This window comes from Streptomyces sp. NPDC020379 (assembly GCF_044387105.1).
Taxonomy (GTDB): domain Bacteria; phylum Actinomycetota; class Actinomycetes; order Streptomycetales; family Streptomycetaceae; genus Streptomyces.
In genome coordinates this window covers 261,428-279,733 of sequence record NZ_JBIRVR010000002.1, presented here as the reverse complement: position 1 = coordinate 279,733, position 18,306 = coordinate 261,428, and the positions used below count along the sequence as shown (strand labels likewise).

The 18,306-nt window shown below is 68.9% G+C and carries 11 protein-coding genes and 2 pseudogenes; 5 read left to right on the top strand and 8 right to left on the bottom strand.

Translation table 11 applies throughout. The annotated features are described in order from the left end of the window. Positions 1–21: 21 nt before the first annotated feature. Genes ACH427_RS03705 through ACH427_RS03695 form a run of 3 tightly spaced genes read right to left on the bottom strand, consistent with a single transcriptional unit; the run spans position 22 to position 2,950 of the window. Complete coding sequence (locus ACH427_RS03705) at positions 22–1,074, bottom strand: basic secretory protein-like protein (protein WP_398867722.1); 1,053 nt, start codon at positions 1,072–1,074, stop codon at positions 22–24. 41 nt (positions 1,075–1,115) lie between these two features. Beyond that, positions 1,116–2,027, bottom strand: a complete 912-nt coding sequence (locus ACH427_RS03700) for a peptidoglycan-binding domain-containing protein (protein WP_398867721.1) — start codon at positions 2,025–2,027, stop codon at positions 1,116–1,118. A gap of 35 nt (positions 2,028–2,062) precedes the next feature. Beyond that, positions 2,063–2,950 (bottom strand): CAP domain-containing protein, encoded by an 888-nt coding sequence (locus tag ACH427_RS03695; RefSeq protein WP_398867720.1) that lies wholly within the window; start codon positions 2,948–2,950, stop codon positions 2,063–2,065. A gap of 361 nt (positions 2,951–3,311) precedes the next feature. Here ACH427_RS03695 and ACH427_RS03690 point away from each other — a divergent pair, with 361 nt between their 5' ends. Further along, a complete protein-coding gene (locus ACH427_RS03690) occupies positions 3,312–4,334 on the top strand; it encodes a peptidoglycan-binding protein (protein ID WP_398867719.1) in 1,023 nt (340 codons plus the stop codon). On the opposite strand, the pseudogene ACH427_RS03685 reads toward ACH427_RS03690, so the two are convergent. The 5 genes and pseudogenes from ACH427_RS03685 to ACH427_RS03665 all read right to left on the bottom strand — a co-directional run. Then, a pseudogene (locus tag ACH427_RS03685) lies at positions 4,321–4,640 on the bottom strand (hypothetical protein); the annotation flags it as partial. The gene ACH427_RS03690 and the pseudogene ACH427_RS03685 sit on opposite strands and share 14 nt — an antisense overlap. A 334-nt stretch (positions 4,641–4,974) precedes the next feature. Next, positions 4,975–7,053, bottom strand: coding sequence for an FG-GAP-like repeat-containing protein (locus ACH427_RS03680; protein WP_398867718.1), 2,079 nt, complete (start codon positions 7,051–7,053; stop codon positions 4,975–4,977). Between the two features lie 75 nt (positions 7,054–7,128). Continuing rightward, positions 7,129–10,134 carry a glycoside hydrolase domain-containing protein gene (locus ACH427_RS03675; RefSeq protein ID WP_398867717.1) on the bottom strand — a complete coding sequence of 1,002 codons (3,006 nt, stop codon included), beginning with the start codon at positions 10,132–10,134 and terminating at the stop codon, positions 7,129–7,131. Between the two features lie 79 nt (positions 10,135–10,213). After that, on the bottom strand, positions 10,214–11,989 hold the full coding sequence (locus tag ACH427_RS03670) for an FG-GAP-like repeat-containing protein (RefSeq protein ID WP_398867716.1): 1,776 nt from the start codon (positions 11,987–11,989) through the stop codon (positions 10,214–10,216). A gap of 1,642 nt (positions 11,990–13,631) precedes the next feature. Continuing rightward, positions 13,632–14,951 carry an endonuclease domain-containing protein gene (locus ACH427_RS03665; RefSeq protein ID WP_398867715.1) on the bottom strand — a complete coding sequence of 440 codons (1,320 nt, stop codon included), beginning with the start codon at positions 14,949–14,951 and terminating at the stop codon, positions 13,632–13,634. 81 nt (positions 14,952–15,032) lie between these two features. Here ACH427_RS03665 and ACH427_RS03660 point away from each other — a divergent pair. From ACH427_RS03660 to ACH427_RS03645, 4 genes and pseudogenes are all read left to right on the top strand, one after another. Then, positions 15,033–15,217 (top strand): annotated as a pseudogene (locus ACH427_RS03660) (short-chain fatty acyl-CoA regulator family protein); the annotation flags it as partial. Between the two features lie 489 nt (positions 15,218–15,706). Continuing rightward, complete coding sequence (locus ACH427_RS03655) at positions 15,707–15,889, top strand: hypothetical protein (protein ID WP_398867714.1); 183 nt, start codon at positions 15,707–15,709, stop codon at positions 15,887–15,889. 726 nt (positions 15,890–16,615) lie between these two features. Next, on the top strand, positions 16,616–17,227 hold the full coding sequence (locus tag ACH427_RS03650) for a response regulator (protein ID WP_398867713.1): 612 nt from the start codon (positions 16,616–16,618) through the stop codon (positions 17,225–17,227). A 64-nt stretch (positions 17,228–17,291) separates the two neighbouring features. Next, complete coding sequence (locus ACH427_RS03645) at positions 17,292–18,257, top strand: sensor histidine kinase (RefSeq protein WP_398867712.1); 966 nt, start codon at positions 17,292–17,294, stop codon at positions 18,255–18,257. Positions 18,258–18,306: the final 49 nt, after the last annotated feature.

The following is an 18,306-nucleotide window of genomic DNA, read 5'->3' as shown; positions in this document are numbered from 1 at the left end:
AAGTCATCCCGCCGAGGGGCTTCAGCGCTTGGGGATCTCGTCCCACAGCTGCTGAGCGGTCCTGCCCGTGCGGGCGCGCCACCACTGGTCGTCGCCGTCGTACGAGCCGTCGTGCCCGGCCACGTTCAGCTTGCGGACGATGTCGCCGTCGTAGTGCGTGGCCACGTGGTCGAGGAAGTACGCCGTCGTCTTGTAGGCGTCGGTGTACTTGTCGGAGGACCGGACGAAGGGGAGCCCGCCGTTCTCGAAGTGGTAGTTGCGCACCCAGTCGGCCACGCCCTCCACGAAGTGCCCGGGCACGATGCGGTTCTGCTGGATGATGTGAACCTGCTCATGGATGAGGAAGCCCGCGTCACCGGGGTTGCGGCGCACGTAGTCGGGGTTGACGCTCACCATGCCGCCAAAGGCGTAGGCGACGCCGGTGTTGGACCGGTCGAGCACGATCCGGTACTCGGCGGGCGCCGCGTAGGCGTCGCCTATGATCAGCGCGACCGTCTTGGGGAACCAGGTCTCCAGCACCGGCTTCTGCGCCTCGAGCCAGCCGGCCAGGTCGGGGGCCTGCCCGGCGTCCAGCGTGATCCGCACGCCCTGGCCGCCCGGCTGCTGCGGCTGCGGCCGGGAGCCGACGGGCAGCAGCTCCCACCGCTGGCCGGGGTCGCCCCAGCTCGGGCTCCGCAGCGCCAGCGCGACGCCCTCGCCGACGGCCGTCAGATAGCGGTCGCCCTCGTTCCCGCGCACCGTCTTGATCCGGTACCAGCCGCTGCCCGCGTCCTCGAACAGCCAGCGCTGGTTGGCGTCACCGTGCTCGGTGAACAGGTGGGTGACCCCGGCGCTGAAGTTGTAGTCGAGGACCATGGCCTGGCCGGGGCCGTGGGTGCCGTGGGTCAGCCCCGTCTCCAGCAGCCACGAGCCGTTGTCCTTGGCCCAGAAGACCCAGCTCTGGGCCTGCGATCCGTTGGGCTTCCAGCCCTGGATCCGGTTGCCCGCCGTCGTCCGGCTGGAATTGACGTCGACGGTCAGGCCGTTGGCGGACCGGAGGGTGAACGACTGGCCGTTCTGCGGGGCGACAGACATGCTGCGGCACCTTTCGTAGCGGTGGGGAAGAGACAGGGGGTTCAGCCGGCGACGCGGAAGCCGTGCTCCGCGCCCAGCTTTTCGAGGCTGGTGCGGCCCGGGACGCCGTCGGCGTCGTCGCCCTCGTAGCCGCAGTGGCTCTGCCACTCGGCATAGGCGTCCTGGGTCCTGGTGCCGAAGGAGCCGTCGACCCAGTCGGCGGACAGCAGGCCCTCGGCCTGGAGGGCCCGCTCCACGACGAGCACATCGTCGCGGTGGGTGGTCGCGCCCTGCGGAGCGTCCGGGTCGCTCCCGGCCGCGGCCACGACGTTCGCCAGGCTGATCTCGGTGGCTCCGGTCGCGGACGAGGTACGGGGCTCGTCGTCCGCGGCGGACGGGGCGTCGCCCGAGCCCGCGGCGAGAATCGCCGAGCGGTCGACGGCACCCGGGTCCCAGTGGTCGTTGCCGGGGACGTTGGCGTGCCCGTAGTGGCCGCCCTCGGAGTGCCAGGTGTCGCTGTCCCGGCTGGTGGAGTCGGAGCCGTCGGCGGCGAGGTCGCCCGCCGGCCAGGCGTCCGGGACGCCCCAGGAGCGGGCGGCGCCGAGCAGCGCGGCGAAGTTCGGCCCCGGCTGCCAGTAGTCGGTGAAGGGCTCGCTCGCCCGGGCCAGCACCTCGACCTGGATGCAGACCCTGCCGGTGCGATTGGTGCGGTCGTCGCCGTCGTTGCGCAGAGCGCGGGCGCTCTCGTCCAGCGGACCGAACTGGCCGATGCGGTCGGTCGTGGGGTCGTAGAGCACGTGCGGCTCGGCGCCGATCTCGATCAGGTAGTCGCCGGTGGAGTCGAACTCCGCGTCACCGGCGCCGCTCTCGGTGGTGTGCCAGACGATGCGGGGCGGCTCGTCGGGGGTGTCCATGTCGCCGCCGATGTCGCCGCTGCCCAGGCGTTCGGCACCGGGTATCCAGGTGATGCCCATGGGGGATGTCCTCTCGGGTGTCCGTCTCGGTGCCGTCAGTTCGCGAAGGTCTGCGTCCAGCGGCCGCCGCTGCCGGGGGCGAAGGCCGCCCCGAAGCGCCGGAAGTCACGCCCGAGGATGTTGTTGCGGTGCCCCTCGCTGCGCATCCACATGTCCATGGTTCCGCGCACGTCGGAGCCGGTGGCGGCGTTCTCGGCCCCGGACGAGCTCTGGACGCCCGCGTCCCTGAAACGCCGCGAGAAGTCGCTTCCGTCCGAACCGACGTGGCCCAGGAAGTTGTTGCGTGCCATGTCGTCGGACTGGCGCTGGGCCGCCGCGCACAGCGCGCCGTCGAGGACCAGGCCCGGCAGACCGGCCTTCGCCCGCTCCTGGTTGACCAGGTTCAGCATCTGCTCGACGGCGGAGCCGCCACCGCCGGGCTGGGGCTGGGGCTGCGGCTGGGGCTGCCGGCCGGGCTGCCCGCCCTGGCCGGAGGAGGAGACGCCCTCCAGCCGCCACCGCTGGGCGTCGCTGCCCGGGGCGGACCTCCACACGCCCAGGAAGCTGCCACCGCCGTCGGCGGTCAGATAGGCGTCGCCGCCTTCCGTGCGCAGGCTCTTGAGGCGCACGTAGCCGTCACCGGCGTCCTCCAGCCGCCACAGCTGGTTGGCCTGCCCGTGCTCATGGACCAGGTGGGCCCGGAAGTTGGTGAAGTCGTAGTCGAGGACCATGGCCTGGCCGGGGCCGTGGGTGCCGTGGGTCAGCCCCGTCTCCAGCAGCCACGAGCCGTTGTCCTTGGCCCAGAAGACCCAACTCTGCGCCTTGGAGCCGTTGGGCGACCAGCCCTGGATCTTCGTGCCCGGTGCCGTGTTGCTGTGGTCGACGTCGGCGACCACACCGGTCGCCGAGCGAAGGACGTACATCTGGCCGTTCTGCGGGGACATTTCTCTCTGCCAACCGTTCTGGAGCGCTGCGCATTCTTCGGCGCAGCGTTATGTGAATTGCTCTGGGAGCAGCCGAACATTTTCGACGTCCACCATGCTGGCGCGTTTTGATACAGGGTGGGTCAACGCGAGATCAATGCGCATCAACGCGCTGATCAACGCCTCCCGGAAAGGAGTTCAACGGGAGTCCGGCAGAGCATGTCCGGTCTTGATGTGGCATGGTGATCGACAGCTCGCGTCCCACGTCGGAGGCGGTGCACGCCCATGTCGTGCCCTCTGTGCGCTATCGCGCGAGTTTCCATTCCACTGCGGTCACCGTCGCCGCGGGAATGTTCATGCTCGAAATTCAGGAGGAGTAAACATGTCCGGAGCCAGGGAATTCATCAGCGTCGCCCGGGAGGAGATCGGATACCGGGAGGGCTTTTCCGACGGGCACTGGGACAACGACAACAAGTTCGGCCGCTGGTACGGCATGAACGAAGAGGCGTGGTGCGGCATGTTCGTGAGCTGGGCCGCGGACCGCAGCGGGAACGGCGACATCGTGCCGCGCTACGCGTGGTGCCCGGCGGGCGTGGAGTGGTTCCAGGACCGCGGCCGCTGGAGCGCCTACCCGGCCGTCGGCAGCGTGGTCTTCTTCGGCCCCGGCGGCGGCTCGCACACGGGCATCTGCATCGCGTACACGGACGACGAGATCACCACCATCGAGGGCAACACCAACGACTCGGGTTCGGCCGAGGGCGACGGCGTCTACCTCAAGACCCGGCCGCGCAAGTCCTCCTACGTCTACGGGTACGGCATCCCGGACTTCCCGGAGGGCGCCGTCGTGGCCGACCCCGACTGGCGGGGGCGCCCCGGCGTCGTCCACTTCGGCGAGCAGGCCGACGAGTCCGACATCCCGGCCGGCGGCGACACCTCCTCCCGGCCCGCCGACCGGGAGGAGGACAAGGAGGAAGGCCGTGACGGAGGGACGCCGGAGCGCGGTGACTCCTCCCGCCAGGTCGTGATCGACGGTCTGGCGTACGGCCCCGGGAGCAGTGGCGAGCACATCACCCGCCTGGGAGAGGCGCTGGTACGGGCCGGCTGCGGCGCCTACAAGGAGGGTCCCGGCCCCGAATGGACGGAGGCCGACACCGAGTCGATGCGCCGGTACCAGGAGAAGATCGGCGACACGGGCGCCGACGCGGACGGCATCCCGGGCCCCCGGCAACTGGCGCGGCTGACGGCGGAGTACGGCCGGGCCCGCACCGTCACGGTGCGGGAAGGCGACACGCTCTCGTCCATCGCGGCGGCGAACGACGTCCCGCTGTCCGAACTGACGGCGGCGAACACGCAGATCGCGGACCCCGACACGATCACCCCGGGAGAAGCGGTCACGCTTCCGTAGCCGTCGGCCGCCCGGGGGCGGAGCGGTGCCCCCGGGCGATCCCGCCGGGCCGGGTTCCCGGCCAGGGCCCCATCGGCGCGGCGGCGGCCGCGAGGATGCGATCGGGCCGGACCGGCAGGTCCCGGTGACGCATGCCGGTCGCGTGCCGGACGGCGCCCGGCGCCCGCTGTCGCGGACCCCACCGCGCCGATCTCGCCGATGCCCCTTGATGCCGACCTGGTCGCTCGGGTCCACGTCGTCCAGCCAGTCCACCTCGATGGCGGGCACGTCCGCGTGGGTGGCGTGGGCGGCGATGCGGTAGCCCGCGCAGTTGGCGTTGCCACGAGCCGCCGACGCCGAACCGTCCTGGCCGCGGTACCCGGCCGTCACTACCGTGTCCGCCCGTCACAGGGGCAGCCGTGAGAGGACGAACGGGACCCGCCGGCCGACTGGGGGGGCGTCGTAGCGGCTTACGCCACCGGGTCGATTCGCTCGACACACGCGGCCGCGCAAGCAGATGTCCAGGACACAAGCAAGGCGCAGGCAGGTGTCCGCAACACGAGATCCATCGCCAGGGCAAACGCAGCTTGAACCGGAGTCCCGGCCGCCGAGGTGACCGGAGATCATCCGGTCACCTCCCGCGAGGACCGAACGGTTCGGGTCACTGGGTGGTGCTGCTGTCCCAGTTCGCCCGCGGGGTGGCGAAGTCCGTGCCACGGCCGGTGAAGGACCACAGCGCGGTGCGGTTGCGGCCGTTGGCCGCGTTCCCGTAGTCGTACATCACCGCGAGGTCGGCCCTGCCGTCCCCGTTGAAATCCCCGGCCACCGGCTCGCTCACGGTCCAGTTCCAGCTTTTCACCGGGTCGGTGGAGCTGTCCCATGCCAGGCGGGGCGTCCCGAATCCGGTGCCGGTGCTGGTGAAGGTCCAGAGCCCGGTGCGGTTGCCGGAGCCGGTCCTGCCGTAGTCGTACAGGACCGCGATGTCGGTCCTGCCGTCGCCGTCGAAGTCCCCGGCGACCGGCTTGGCGGCGGACCAGCTCCAACGCTCCGATCCGCTGTCCCATGCCTGCTTGGGACTGGCGAACCCGGTGCCGGTGCTGATGAAGGTCCATAGAGCGGTGCGGTTGCCGTAGTCGTAGAGGACGCCGATATCAGCCTTGCCGTCGCCGTTGAAGTCACCTGCGACGGGCTTGCCGGCGTTCCAGTTCCAGCTTTTCATCGGGTCGGTGGAGCTGTCCCATGCCAGGCGGGGCGTCCCGAATCCGGTGCCGGTGCTGGTGAAGGTCCAGAGCCCGGTGCGGTTGCCGGAGCCGGTCCTGCCGTAGTCGTACAGGACGCCGATGTCCGCTCTGCCGTCGCCGTTGAAGTCGCCCGCGACGAGCTTGCTCGTGGACCAGTTCCAGCTGGGAACGGACGTGTCGTCGCGGCTGTCCCACACCTTGCGGGGTGCCTCGAAGCCGTTCGGTGTCCCTTTGAAGGTCCACAGCGCGGTGCGGTTGCGGTCGCCGTCCTTGCCGTAGTTGTAGAGGACGCCGAGGTCGGTCCTGCCGTCGCCGTCGAAGTCCCCGGAGGTCAGCGCGCTCGCGGACCAGTTCCAGCTGTCGGCACCGCTGTCCCAGACCTCGCGCGGCGCGCCGAATCCGGCCTCCGCTCCGGTACCGGAACCGTTGGAGATCCACAGGCTGGAGCGGTTGTGACCGTCCGAGGTCTTCCCCTGCCCGTAGAGCACCGCGAGGTCGGCCTTGCCGTCGCCGTCGAAGTCCCCGGACGTGCTCAGGTGCCGCGGCGGCTTGAGGTAGCCGATGATCGGCGCATGGTCCGAATACCCGTTGGGGGGACCGCTGTCGGGCGCGTTCTCGGTGGTGTCCATCCGGGTCCGGTCGACTTCGCAGGATGTGAACTGGCTCGCCGACTCTCCCCACGAGGCGAAGATGTGGTCACGCTTGCGCCATACGTGTCCGCCCTTTTCGTCCCAGGAGTGATGGGTGGGCTCGTTGACCGTGTCACCGGCGCCGTAGGAGCGGCGGTCGCACTCGTCGAATTCGTCCGAGATCGGCTTGAGCTCGGCGGTGTCCGGGAACATGTTGAAGTCGCCACCGAGCACCAGCTGATAGCGGTCCGGCCAGATCTCGTTCTTCACGTTCCGGATCTGCCCCGGCCTGCGCGGGTCGGCAGGGTCGGACAGGATGTGGGTGGTGCAGATCCTGGTCGACCGGCCCTCGACACGTACACAGAGGATGGGCAGGGTCTGCTGGTCGCCGCCCCCGGGCACGGTGTTCGTCGCGGTGGTCTCGGTGATGCGCCCCTTCACCGCGATCCCCACGCCCAACGTGCCGCTGAGCCCGCCCCGGCAGTTCGTGGTCCCGTCCGGTCGGGCTCCCGGGGCGTGCGCGATCGACCAACCGCTGCCCAGGGCCGTGCGCAGCCGCTCCATATGGCTGCCGGGCGCCTCGCCGCACACCTCCTGGAGCATGACGGCATTGGCATCGCGCTCCGCGGCCACCTGCGCGATCTGGTCGACCTTTGCCTGGGGATCGTTGCGGTAGGGGCAGTAGCCGTCCTGACCGCGCAGCCCGCCGGCCTCCCCGCAGATGTTCCAGGAGACGACACGCAGTTCCGGCTCGGCGAGCAGCGCCGGCGGACTTTGATCCCGTACGGCGGCTGCGGACTCCGCAGAACGCCCCTGCCCCGGCCCGGCCGCCTGCGCCGCCGAATGCACCGGAACGATCAGGGCGCACACGCCTGTTATGGAAGTGAGCAGCGTTCTCAGTCGGTATTTCATCCTTCCTCTTCTCTTCTGTACGACATGAATGGCTCAGCCGACCTTGTTCATGCTCCAGTTCCAGCTCTTGACGGGGTCGGTCCGGCTGTCCCACGCGAGCTTGGGGCCGGTGAATCCGTTGCCGGCGCTGGTGAAGGTCCACAGTCCGGTGCGGTTGCCGGAGTCGGTCTGGCCGTAGTCGTAGAGGACGCCGATGTCCGTTTTGCCGTCGCCGTTGAAGTCCCCGGCGACCGGTTTGCTGGCGGTCCAGTTCCAGCTTTTCACCGCGCTGTCGTCCTGGCTGTCCCACATCTTTGTCGGTGCCTTGAGGCCGGCGCCGTTGCCCGCGAACGTGAACAGTTCGGTGCGGTTGTGGTCGCCGTTCCTGCCGAGGTCGTACAGCACCCCGATGTCGGCTTTGCCGTCGCCGTTGAAGTCGCCGCCGACCACCTTGGCAGCCGACCATCTCCAGCTCTCCGACCGGCTGTCCCAGGTCTGGTCGGGGCTGTTGAATCCGCTGCCTGTACTGGTGAAGGTCCATAGGGCGGTGCGGTTGCCGGAGGTGGTTTTGCCGTTGTCGTAGAGGACGCCGATGTCCGTTTTGCCGTCGCCGTTGAAGTCCCCGGAGACGGGCTTGCCGGCGGTCCAGTTCCAGCTTTTCACCGGGTCGGTGGAGCTGTCCCATGCAAGGCGGGGCTTACCGAATCCGTTGCCGGTGCTGGTGAAGGTCCACAGTCCGGTGCGGTTGCCGGAGTCGGTCTTGCCGTAGTCGTAGAGGACACCGATGTCGGTCTTGCCGTCGCCGTTGAAGTCCCCGGCGACCGGTTTGCTGGCGGTCCAGTTCCAGCTTTTCACCGGGTCGGTGGAGCTGTCCCACACCTGTTTCGGGCTGTTGAATCCGTTGCCGGTGCTGGTGAAGGTCCACAGTCCGGTGCGGTTGCCGGAGCCGGTCTGGCCGTAGTCGTACAGGACGCCGACGTCCGTTTTGCCGTCGCCGTTGAAGTCGCCGCCCACTACCTTGCCGACGTCCCAGTTCCAGCTCTTCACGGGGTCGTCGTTGCTGTCCCACACCTTGACCGGGTTGTCGAACCCGTTCGTGGCGCCGGTGAAGGTGAACAGTTTGGTGCGGTTGCGGCCGTCCTCGGTCGCGCCCATGTTGTAAAGGACGCCGATGTCGGCCTTCCCGTCGCCGTTGAAGTCGCCGGAGACGGGTTTGCTGGCGGCCCAACTCCAGCTGCCCGAGACCGTGCTGCTGTCCCACACCAGCTTGGGGCTGGTGAAGGCGGCGCCGGTGCTGGTGAAGGTCCACAGGCCGGTACGGTTGCGGTCGCCGTCCCTGCCGTAGTCGTACAACACCCCGATGTCGGTCTTGCCGTCGCCGTCGAAGTCGCCGGAGACGGGCTTGCTGGCGTTCCAGTTCCAGCTTTTGACGGGGTCGTCGTTGCTGTCCCAGACCTTGACCGGGGCGGCGAATCCGCTGCCGGTGCTGGTGAACACGTACAGCTTGGTGCGGTTTCGGCCGTCCTCGGTCGCGCCCATGTCGTAAAGGACGGCCAGGTCGGCCCTGCCGTCGCCATTGAAATCGCCGGCCGTCAGCTTGGCTGCTGACCAACTCCAGCTGTCCGCCGCCGCGGTGCTGTCCCAGACCTTCTTCGGGCTGCCGAAGCCGCCACCGGTCCCGGCGAACGTCCACAGCGCGGACCGGCTGACGCCGCCCTCCATGCCGTAGTCGTACAGCACGGCCACGTCGTCCCGGCCGTCACCGTCGAAGTCGCCCTTGATGCGCGGTGAACCGTCTTCTCCGCCGGGTGTGGGCAGGGTCGAGGCCGGGGCGACATCGACGTAGTCGCGGTCGATGGCGAGGGTGACACCGCCGTAGGTGTCGTTCACCTGGCCGCGGTACTGGTGGATGCGCCGCCCATTGGGCCAGTAGCCGGGGCCCGGAAGCCCCATCGACGCGTCCGACACATCGGCCTTCAGGTTCCAGTTCGCCGACCACAGCACGTCGGGCGACGCGTGGTCGGCGTCGTTGGCCACCGAGGCGAGGTCCGGGACGCCGCTCTTTTCACCCGCGTACACACCGGAGCGGTAGCCACGTTCGTGGAGGCGGCTGGTCCACCCCGACACGTAGTCGATGACCCGGGCCCGGTACGAACGGTTGTCGTAGTGTTCCATGTCGCTGTAGATGACCGTCCCGGGGCCCAGGCCCAGGTCCGCCGCCTTGGCCACGGCGGCGTCCGCGGACTCGCGGCCCTGCGCGTCCGCGGTGGCCGGAGAGATGTCGCCGGCCTGGAGGTCCACGAAGAGAGGCAGCAAGTGCCAGCCGTCGACGGTCTGCTGACGCACCCAGTCGCTGGTGAGCTGCGGTTGCGGACAGCCCCGCTTGCGACCGCCGATGTAGATGCCGACGGCCCCGTAGGGCGACGAGGCCTTCCATGCCTTCATCGCGGCGGACGAAGGGGCGGTGCAGGACTCGAAGCCCAGCCCTGTGTACCCCTTGTCGGCCGTGACGGCGGCAACCGGTGGAGACACGAGGCCCCTGCCCGCCTTGCCGGGCAGGGGGGTCGGCTTGGCTGTCGCGTCCAGGCGGGCCGAGCCGAGGACGGCGGCGACCGTCGTACTGGATGTGCCGTAGGAGGCCGTGACCATGACTCCGGCGCCTTCGACGGCGACCTTCGTCTCATGGTCGTACGTCGCCGGCAGTTCGTGCGGCGTCGGGGCCCCGGTAGGGATGCGCAGTGCATGGGAGACGTCCTGGCCGCCTGCTCCGGTGATCGGCTCCAATATCAGGGCGTCCGTCTTGTCCGCGACCAAATGGGAGGGGCAGGACTGTTCGGTGCCGGGGTGGCCCAAGTACACCGTGTGACGGTCGAGCCGCACGCACGTGTCCGGGCCTTTTTCCAGGTCCACGACCGGCCACCCGGAGGGTACGTCGAGGGTGAGGCCACGGTAGGTGATCGGAGTGGTGCCGAGCTGTCCGGCGCCCGAGGGCGCGGCCTGGACCGCGGCTGTGCCGGAGGCGGCGAGGGCCATCAGGGCGGCAGCGGCAGCGAAGGCCACGCCGTTCGTTCTTCGCATTCGTATGGTTCGCATGTGCGGTGGCTCTCCCGAACAGTGAGGTGAGGAGGGGCGAAGCCGGTCAGCCGAGCTTGCTCGCGCTCCAGTTCCAGCTCTTGACAGGGTCCGTACTGCTGTCCCAGGCGAGCTGGAGGCTTTCGCTGCCGTTGCCGTTGGTGGTGAAGGTCCACAGTCCGGTGCGGTTGCCAGAGTCGGTCTTGCCGTAGTCGTAGAGGACGCCGACGTCGGTCTTGCCATCGCCGTTGAAGTCACCTGCGACGGGCTTGCTGGCGGACGCGTTCCAGCTCTTCACAGGGTCGTCGTTGCTGTCCCACACCTTGACCGGGCTGTTGAACCCGTTCGTGGTGCCGGTGAAGGTGAACAGTTTGGTGCGGTTGCGGCCGTCCTCGGTGCGGCCCATGTCGTAGAGGACGCCGATGTCGGTCTTGCCGTCGCCGTTGAAGTCGCCGGAGACGGGCTTGCCGGCGTCCCAGTTCCAGCTCTTCACTGGATCGTTGTTGCTGTCCCACACCTGCTTGGGGTTGTTGAACCCGTTGCCATTGCCGTTGAACGTCCAGAGTCCGGTGCGGTTGCCGGAGTCGGTCTTGCCGTAGTCGTACAGCACCCCGATGTCGGTCTTGCCGTCGCCGTTGAAGTCGCCGGAGACGGGCTTGCTGGCGTCCCAGTTCCAGCTCTTCACTGGATCGTTGTTGCTGTCCCACACTTGCTTGGGGCTGTTGAATCCACTGCCGGTGCTGGTGAACGTCCAGAGCCCCGTCCGGTTGTGGTCGTCGTCCTTGCCGTAGTCGTACAGCACCCCGATGTCGGCCTTGCCGTCCCCGTTGAAGTCGCCGACTGTCAATTTGCTGGCGTTCCAGTTCCAGCTTTTGACGGGGTCGTCGTTGCTGTCCCAGACCTTGACCGGGGCGGCGAATCCGCTGCCGGTGCTGGTGAATACGTACAGCTTGGTGCGGTTGCGGCCGTCCTCGGTCGCGCCCATGTTGTAGAGGACGCCGATGTCGGCTTTGCCGTCGCCGTTGAAGTCGCCGACCGTCAACTTGCTGGAGGCCCAGTTCCAGCTCTCCGCCGTCCCGCTGTCCCACACCTGCTTGGGGCTGTTGAAACCGCTGCCGTTGCTGTTGAACGTCCACAGGGCTGAGCGACTGCGGTCGTCCTTCTTGCCGTAGTCGTAGAGCACCGCCAAGTCGTCGCGGCCGTCGCCGTCGAAGTCGCCCTTGACCCGGGCGTTGTCCTCGGCGGGCCCTGCGGCCGGGTCGTCGTCCACGATTGTGTTGAGGCGGATCGGGCGGTACTGCTCGGACTTGGAGAAGTAGGCGTACGGGATCACACGGTGGTGCAGACCGCTGAAGCTGAACTCGTAACCCCAGTAGGAGGACTGGGAGGAATCGGCCCACTTTTCGAACAGGACGACGTGCCCGTCGTTGCCGGGAGACTTGTTGTTGAGCGCGTCGCCGGGCTTCAGCTCGTCCTTGGAGATTTCGTGGGCGATGCCCCCGGGAATGAACGAATCGGTGGTCTCGCCCGGGCCGGGCAGCCCCCAGGCCATGGAGACGAAACCGGAGCAGTCCGTGCGCCAGCCCTGATAGCTGCCGCTCCCGCTGTAGTGGAGGCCCTTGCCGAACCAGCTGGCGGCGCGTCTGAGGGTCTCGCTGCGGGTGATGGGTTTGGCCGCGAGGCTCGACGGGATCAGGCCCTGGCGCTGGAGCTCCGAGGTGGGAGTGCCCTGTCCCGGACTCGGGCGGTCGTCCTGTGTACCGGAAGCGGCGGCCGCGCGGGAGTCGGCGACGGCCGTCGGAATATTGGTGCCGACTACCGTGAGTGCAAGTGCAGTTGTCATCAGAGCAGCGACGGATGACGCACGGCCTATTCGAGAGATCTTCATGTGTGCTTTCTTCGGCCTTCTGTTTTCGGGCAGCCTTCGGCGTAGCGAGGTGCGTGGGTGGTGTACGCGGCGTCGCAGGGCGTCGTCAGTCGACCGCTCGAATGCGGGGGCCGCGTGGGAGGTGTGGCAAGAGGTGTTCGTGAACGGTGGGACGGACGGCTAGATCAGCGGCGGAAGGCTGATTCCTGTCGACGTGGTCCTCCACTCCAGGGTCCGCACATGCGTAGCCATCCCATGGCCTCCTTCGGCATCGTCGGGCAACGGCTTCAACTGCCGTCACTGCCCTGACGCTTCATATGCCGAAGATGTGACGGGTTTGCGGAAAAACTTTTCGGTGAAGAGAAGGTGGACGCTGCCCCCGCCGGCACGCCAATCGCGCCGTAGTCCAAGCACGCCGAGCAAGGCACCCGCGCCGGGAACGGTGCGGATGCCTTGCTGATGATGCAGGCGAGGAGGAGTGAGTGTCCGGGCCCGCGCTTCGACGGTGGTTCACAGCAGTTCGGGCTCCGGACCCGTTTCGTCCAGCTGGTGTCCTCCCGTTTCACTACGGCCCGCACTCCGGTGCGGGCCCAGGTGAAGCCGGTCGGCAGGGTCGGGGAGAACCCGGACTCGTCGAGGCAGTAGAGGTCTTCCGGGCCTGCTTCGGCTCTCAGCCGCAGTGCCCCAGGCTCTCCAGCGGTTCCCGCACGGCGGACTGGAGGCCGGGTCGGCCTTGTGCCGGAGGCTGTCGAGGGTGCCCTACCGAGCCGCTTGCAGCCAGGAGGAGACGGGTGATTCCGCCCGGCCGATCGCGCAGGGGCGGCACACCGCGTATTCGACCTCGAACGCGACTTCGTTCCCCGCGTAGGCGACTCGGATACGTCGGCCTGTCCGTTCGTACGCCCCGGCAGGCCGGTCCAGCCCGGGCCTCCGTGGGGTGGCGGTTGGAACGAAGCGATAGATCTCGGGATATTCCCATCGGCGGAGTCGGTCGCGCCATGTCGGTTTCTCGGGCCAGGCGTGGACCCCATGGACGTGGTCGGCGAGTTCTGTCACAGTGCGGATCGCGGCTTCTGGTCCCGCTTCGGTCATAGCTGTTCCAGGCCGAGCCGGTCGAGACGGGAGCGTACTGCGGTGGGCTGTCGTCCGAATTCGGTGGCCGGCACGTCGTAGTCGCGCTGCCCTGCTCGGTACACGGAGCGGAGTCCCTCGATGCGGCTCCAGGCTTTGGCGAAGTGCGAGTAGCAGGCGCGGAGTTGATCCGGATTCTGGCGCCGGATGGTGCTGGGGACGTGGGCGACCTCGATGGATTTGACGTGCCCATGGGGAAGCGTACGCGCTCCGTGTCGCCGAGCCACAGGACCAAGTGGTCGTTATCGAATGTGATCCGGTCGGCTGGGACGGTCGTTGCGCGGCGTCGGCGGTCATCGTCGTCCGGGTCGGATATGAACTCGGTGAAGCTGATGCGGAGCGTCACGCGACTGGCAGGTTCCTCCATGGCTTCGGCCCGCCGCAATGGTCCCCTCGGGAACAGCCTGGTGCTTCGCTGCGATCGGCCCCGTGCCGGGGGCCAGGAGCTGCGAGGTGGCGTTGGGGTGTCAGGTCTCCCGGTGCTCGCTCAGAACAGTGCCAGGCCCTCGCCGCTGGTGTCCGCGATGACGGGCCGGGACTGGGCAGGGAGGCCGTCCAAGCGGTCAGGACCGGCCGCAGCGGCCACGGCAGGGGCCGTCTCGGACAACCAGACGCGAAACCGCTCGGCGGCTTCGCGGTAGGGGACTTGTGCCAGGACACGGTGCTCGCCGGAGGGACAGAAGTCGACGGCGACCGTGAGTAGGCAGGAACGGGGCGCCTGTTGACTGCCTGTCCAGGACACGCGCAGGACACCGCAGGGTTTGCGCCCGCGGGAGGCCGGGTGGGTCGGGCGCAGCGACCGGCAGGCTATGTGGGCGGTCCATGCGGCGAGGTGGGGCAGGGGCAGGGTGGTGCGTGCGCGGCAGCCGGGGCAGCGGTGCCAGTGGCGGAGCCAGTCGTCGGTGTCGGTGTCGAAGAGGCGTGTGTAGCGGTTCGCCACGCGGATGTCGTTGCTGTACAGGTGGTCGGGGCGCTCTTGTGTGTTGCAGGACTGGCAGACGGGGGCGCGGGCGTAGTCGTGTTCGTGGCAGTGGTCGAGGACGGTGGCGGGCGCGGTGCGGCAGACGGCGCATGCCCACCCGGCCACTCTGCGGGAGGTGCCGGGCTTCCTGCTGAGCACCGAGTACAGCTGGCCTTCCAGCTCTTTGTCGTACGGGCGCAGTGAGGTGGTGGTGCCCTCGGGTCTCGTCGCCTGCCGGGGGTGGGAGGGCGGCTCGGTGACGGCTGCGCTTGCGTGGCGGGTCCGCGCGGCTTGTACCCACTGCGTTTCGGTGTGCTCGGCCGCGTCCAGCAGCCTGACCACGGCGCGCGGCAGCCACCACGTGCGCTGCGTCGCGTCGCGGGTCTGCTCCACGAGCATCTGTCGCCAGTCGATCCCCGCCAGGTGGTACGGCCGGCTGTCTTCGCGTTGTTCCGCCTGCTCGGGGCCGCCCGGCTTCTGCAGTTCCCGCGTGATGCGCCGGCGCCAGCGCAGTGGCGTTTCGTCGTGGCCCTCCTGCCTCGGCGCCCCACGAAACGGACCGATGCGGACCAGGTCCTGCCGGTCCATCACCACTGCGTTCAGCTCCGCGGCCGCCCGGCGCACCTCAACCTCGCGAACAAGCCACTGACCGCCACTCGCCCTCACCGTCGCCACCACGCGGCCGCCGAGCAGGACGTGCCCCGCCCGGGCGTGGGCAGGAGAGCAGGTGAATGCCCCAGAAGCCGTCGGCACAGCACTGTCGGCCGTCAGACCGACCCACAGAGCGTCCGCGGCACCCAGGGTGATCAGGCCGTCCGTGCGACCGGGCATGACATGCTCTGGCATACCGACAGGCTAGCGGCCTGCAACAGGGCAATGGGTCTCCAAGTACCCTCGGTCAGCCGGGCCGCTGCCCTTGCCACATCCGCCGCCCCCGGACGCATCCACGTTCAGATCCCCGAAATGCCTCTGTGGACAGCTCTACTTGTGGACCGTCCGGGCCGCCACCTGCCACCGCGCCGGCTGGGGCGAGCCCGGCAAGACCTCCGCCATCGGCCATTGCCTGCTGCGAGGTCGGCCACGCCCACCGGCTCTGCTGCTCCGATGGCCTCGGCCGCGGCCTTGACCGCGGCCGCCACCCCCAAATGCCCGCCCCGCGTACGAGACCACCTCACCGGTCGCTGTGCCGAGCTTGCCGAAGACATCTGGGTCGTCCCGTGTCCGGTCTACGCCGACCATCTCTTCGTGATCGCACCCGCCGACGCCCCGTCGCCGGCAGTGGCCATCACCGCGCTTGGGGGCGACTGTCCGGTGGGCGCCAGCGAGGACCTCCCACTGAGTGACACGGCCACTGGATACGCGCAGGCGTTCCATGCCCTTGCCGCGGCCCGCGATCAGCCCGGTCGGCACGCATGGTTCGCATCCCGGCCGTGCCTGGCGCCGGCCATCGGGCCGGAGGCGGCAGCGTGGGCCAGGACCGTGCCGGCACCCCTGCGCGTCTACTCGGCCAGACGCTCCCAGGGTCCCGACGGCGGAGAATTCGTGGCCACCGCGGCGGCGCACTCACTCGACGAGTCCCTGACACGCCCGGCCGTGGTGGCATGGGCCCGACGGCGGCTCCAACCGGTCCTGGCGGGCGCTCCTCGAACGACCTCGGCCGGACGCTGACCGCCCATCTGCGCGGTGACGCCCCGCCGGGCCCGACCGCCGTCGCGCTCTCGCTGTCCGTCAGCGCCATCCGCAAGCGACCGGCGCGCATCGAGGTACCGCTGGACGCTCGCTGACGCGCCCTCCCGGCGTGCGCCATGACCTGTGGCCGGCGCCGCGCGCCCTGAAACGCGGGGAAGCGCGGCCCGGAATTTCTCCGGACCGCGTTACCGCGATGCGCTTTTGATGGGGAGTCATATGTTGTGCGCCACGCGAACCCGAGGGGCCGGAAGAGAGCGAGGGGACGCACTCTCTTCCGGCAAAAGGCGCTCGCGTCCGGAACAGCCGGATCTCAGCTGAAGATCCAATTGATCACCTGGGTGAAGGCGTTCACCGCGAAGTCGAACAGATCCATCCGTATTCACCCCCTTTCTCCATCGACGGAACTTTTTCCCGCTAAGACGGGATATTCGGGCTCTTCGGGGCAGACAGTGCAATCGCCCCGAAGGGCCATGGCGTCCTAACCCTGGAACCACTGGAGGGCGTAGCTGATCAGGTTGGTCGCGATGTCGAAGAACGTGGAGAGCATCTCGGAACTCCTGCTTTCTCGTGATCACCGGGTGTCCGGTGGGTGATTCGGTCGAGATGATCGTCCCTGGCCCGCCCGATGTGGGACATCCGCATAAGTCCGCAAGATTTCTGCGGGTCAGCCGCAGGATATTGAAGTTTTGACCTTCTGTGCGGGAATTCCGTCGGTTGACAAGAATGGCCACTACACCGGAAGGTGAATGCATTCACTGGGGGGCGGCAAAGCAGTCGTGTTTTCCGCGTGCCCGAAAGGCCGTGCAGAAGGTGGGGGTCCCGTGCGAGTGGTCCTGGCTGAGGATCATCCGACCGTACGAGCTGGAACCCGGGCGTTCCTGGAGCCCGAGGGCTTCGTCGTGGTCGGGGAGGCCGCCTGCGAACGCGAGGCGCTGGAGATCGTTTCCGAGCGGCAGCCCGATGTGCTGATGCTGGACATGAAGCTGGAGTCGGGGCTGGCGCTCAAGGCAATTCCCCAACTCCTCGCGGCGGCACCGGGAATGGGAATTCTCGTGCAGAGCTGCTACGAGGACCGCGCCATTATCTGCGGGGCGCTGGCCGCGGGTGCCGCGGGCTATCTGCTGAAGAGCAGTCCCGTGTCCGAGCTGGTCCTGGCGGTACGGACAGTGGCGACCGGAGGGCGGTACGTCCAGCCCTCGCTCGGTGCCGGGCTGGCTCGTGCCCAGGGCCGGGAGCCGGAACTGCCTCTGCGGGAGCGGCAGGTCCTGGGCCTGCTGGCCGAGGGGTACACCAACCGTGAGGTGGCCGCACGGCTGACGGTCAGCATCCGCACGGTGGAGAGCGTCAGGGCCGCACTGCGCGCCCGGCTGGGCCTGGCCACCAGGGCCGACCTCGTCGCGTACGCCCGGCAGCACAGCTCCGCCGATGCGTAGCGGAAGAGCCCGGCCGGCCGCGGCACACCAACCGCTCGCCCTGGGTGTTCTCGGCGGTATCTGTGTGTCCGTGACCCTGTTCGGTGTCGTGGTGTACACGGCCAACCTCATCACCCACGACCGGCTGCCGCCCCGGACTCTCTCGACCGCGGCCGTCGCCCTGGCCACCGGCGTCCTCGCGCTGCTGGCCTGCGGGATGCGGCGCGCCCGCCGGGTGCTGATCCTGCTCTGCTGCGGATTCACGGTCCTGAGCGTGGACCGGGTGGCGCATTCCACGCCGGCGGACTACGCGGCCATGGCGTTCCTGCTGGCGGCGGCGGCGTGCGCCGTCCCGGCCTGGCCCGAGATGAAGGTGATCCTCAGCCGGGGAAGCGCCAGGACGACGGCGGAGCGGAACGAACACCACGCGGGCCTGCTCGCGGGCGAGCTGCACGACGAAGTCCTCCAACTGCTGGCGCTGACCCGGCGGCGGCTCGACGCGGCCCAGGCGCTGGAGGACCCCCGCGCGCTGCGCGCGGCCATGGAGGACGCTTCCCGCACTCTCGACGAGCAGGGTCGCACACTGCGCCGCATCATCGCCGCCGTGAGCCCGGCGGCCGTCCGGGGGGTGGGGCTCGCCGAATCGGTGGCCGCCCTCGCCGAACAGGTCGCCGCCGAGAACGGGCTCGTGGTGGACATGGACCTCCAGGGCGACCGGCCCCACGCGCCTGCCAGGGAGAATGGCGTGAACCTGGCCGTCTACCGGATCGCTCAGGAAGCACTCGCCAACGTGGTCAAACATGCCGATGCCCGTCATATCGGCATCACCCTCATATGCCGCAACGACGGCATCAGCCTCACGGTCACCGACGACGGACGCGGCCTCGGACCGAACGCACCGAGACCCACCGAGGGGTACGGCATGCAGGGCATGCGCTGGCGCTGCGAGGCTTACGGCGGCACTTTCAGCGTCAGAACCGTCGGCGCCGGCGGCACGGTCGTCCGGGCCGTGTTCCCCCTGCGCCACTGCGGGAGAACCCGGGCGTTCTGACCGGCCGCGCCGACCCGGGCCCGCCCCGGCCCGCACGGGCCGGGGCGGG

Bases quoted from the DNA above. Each gene is read 5' to 3' on its own strand.
- ACH427_RS03705 (WP_398867722.1), bottom strand. From the start codon at position 1,074: ATGTCTGTCGCCCCGCAGAACGGCCAGTCGTTCACCCTCCGGTCCGCC.
- ACH427_RS03670 (WP_398867716.1), bottom strand. From the start codon at position 11,989: ATGACAACTGCACTTGCACTCACGGTAGTCGGCACCAATATTCCGACG.
- ACH427_RS03700 (WP_398867721.1), bottom strand. From the start codon at position 2,027: ATGGGCATCACCTGGATACCCGGTGCCGAACGCCTGGGCAGCGGCGAC.
- ACH427_RS03695 (WP_398867720.1), bottom strand. From the start codon at position 2,950: ATGTCCCCGCAGAACGGCCAGATGTACGTCCTTCGCTCGGCGACCGGT.
- ACH427_RS03655 (WP_398867714.1), top strand. From the start codon at position 15,707: ATGGGCCCGACGGCGGCTCCAACCGGTCCTGGCGGGCGCTCCTCGAAC.
- ACH427_RS03665 (WP_398867715.1), bottom strand. From the start codon at position 14,951: ATGCCAGAGCATGTCATGCCCGGTCGCACGGACGGCCTGATCACCCTG.
- ACH427_RS03690 (WP_398867719.1), top strand. From the start codon at position 3,312: ATGTCCGGAGCCAGGGAATTCATCAGCGTCGCCCGGGAGGAGATCGGA.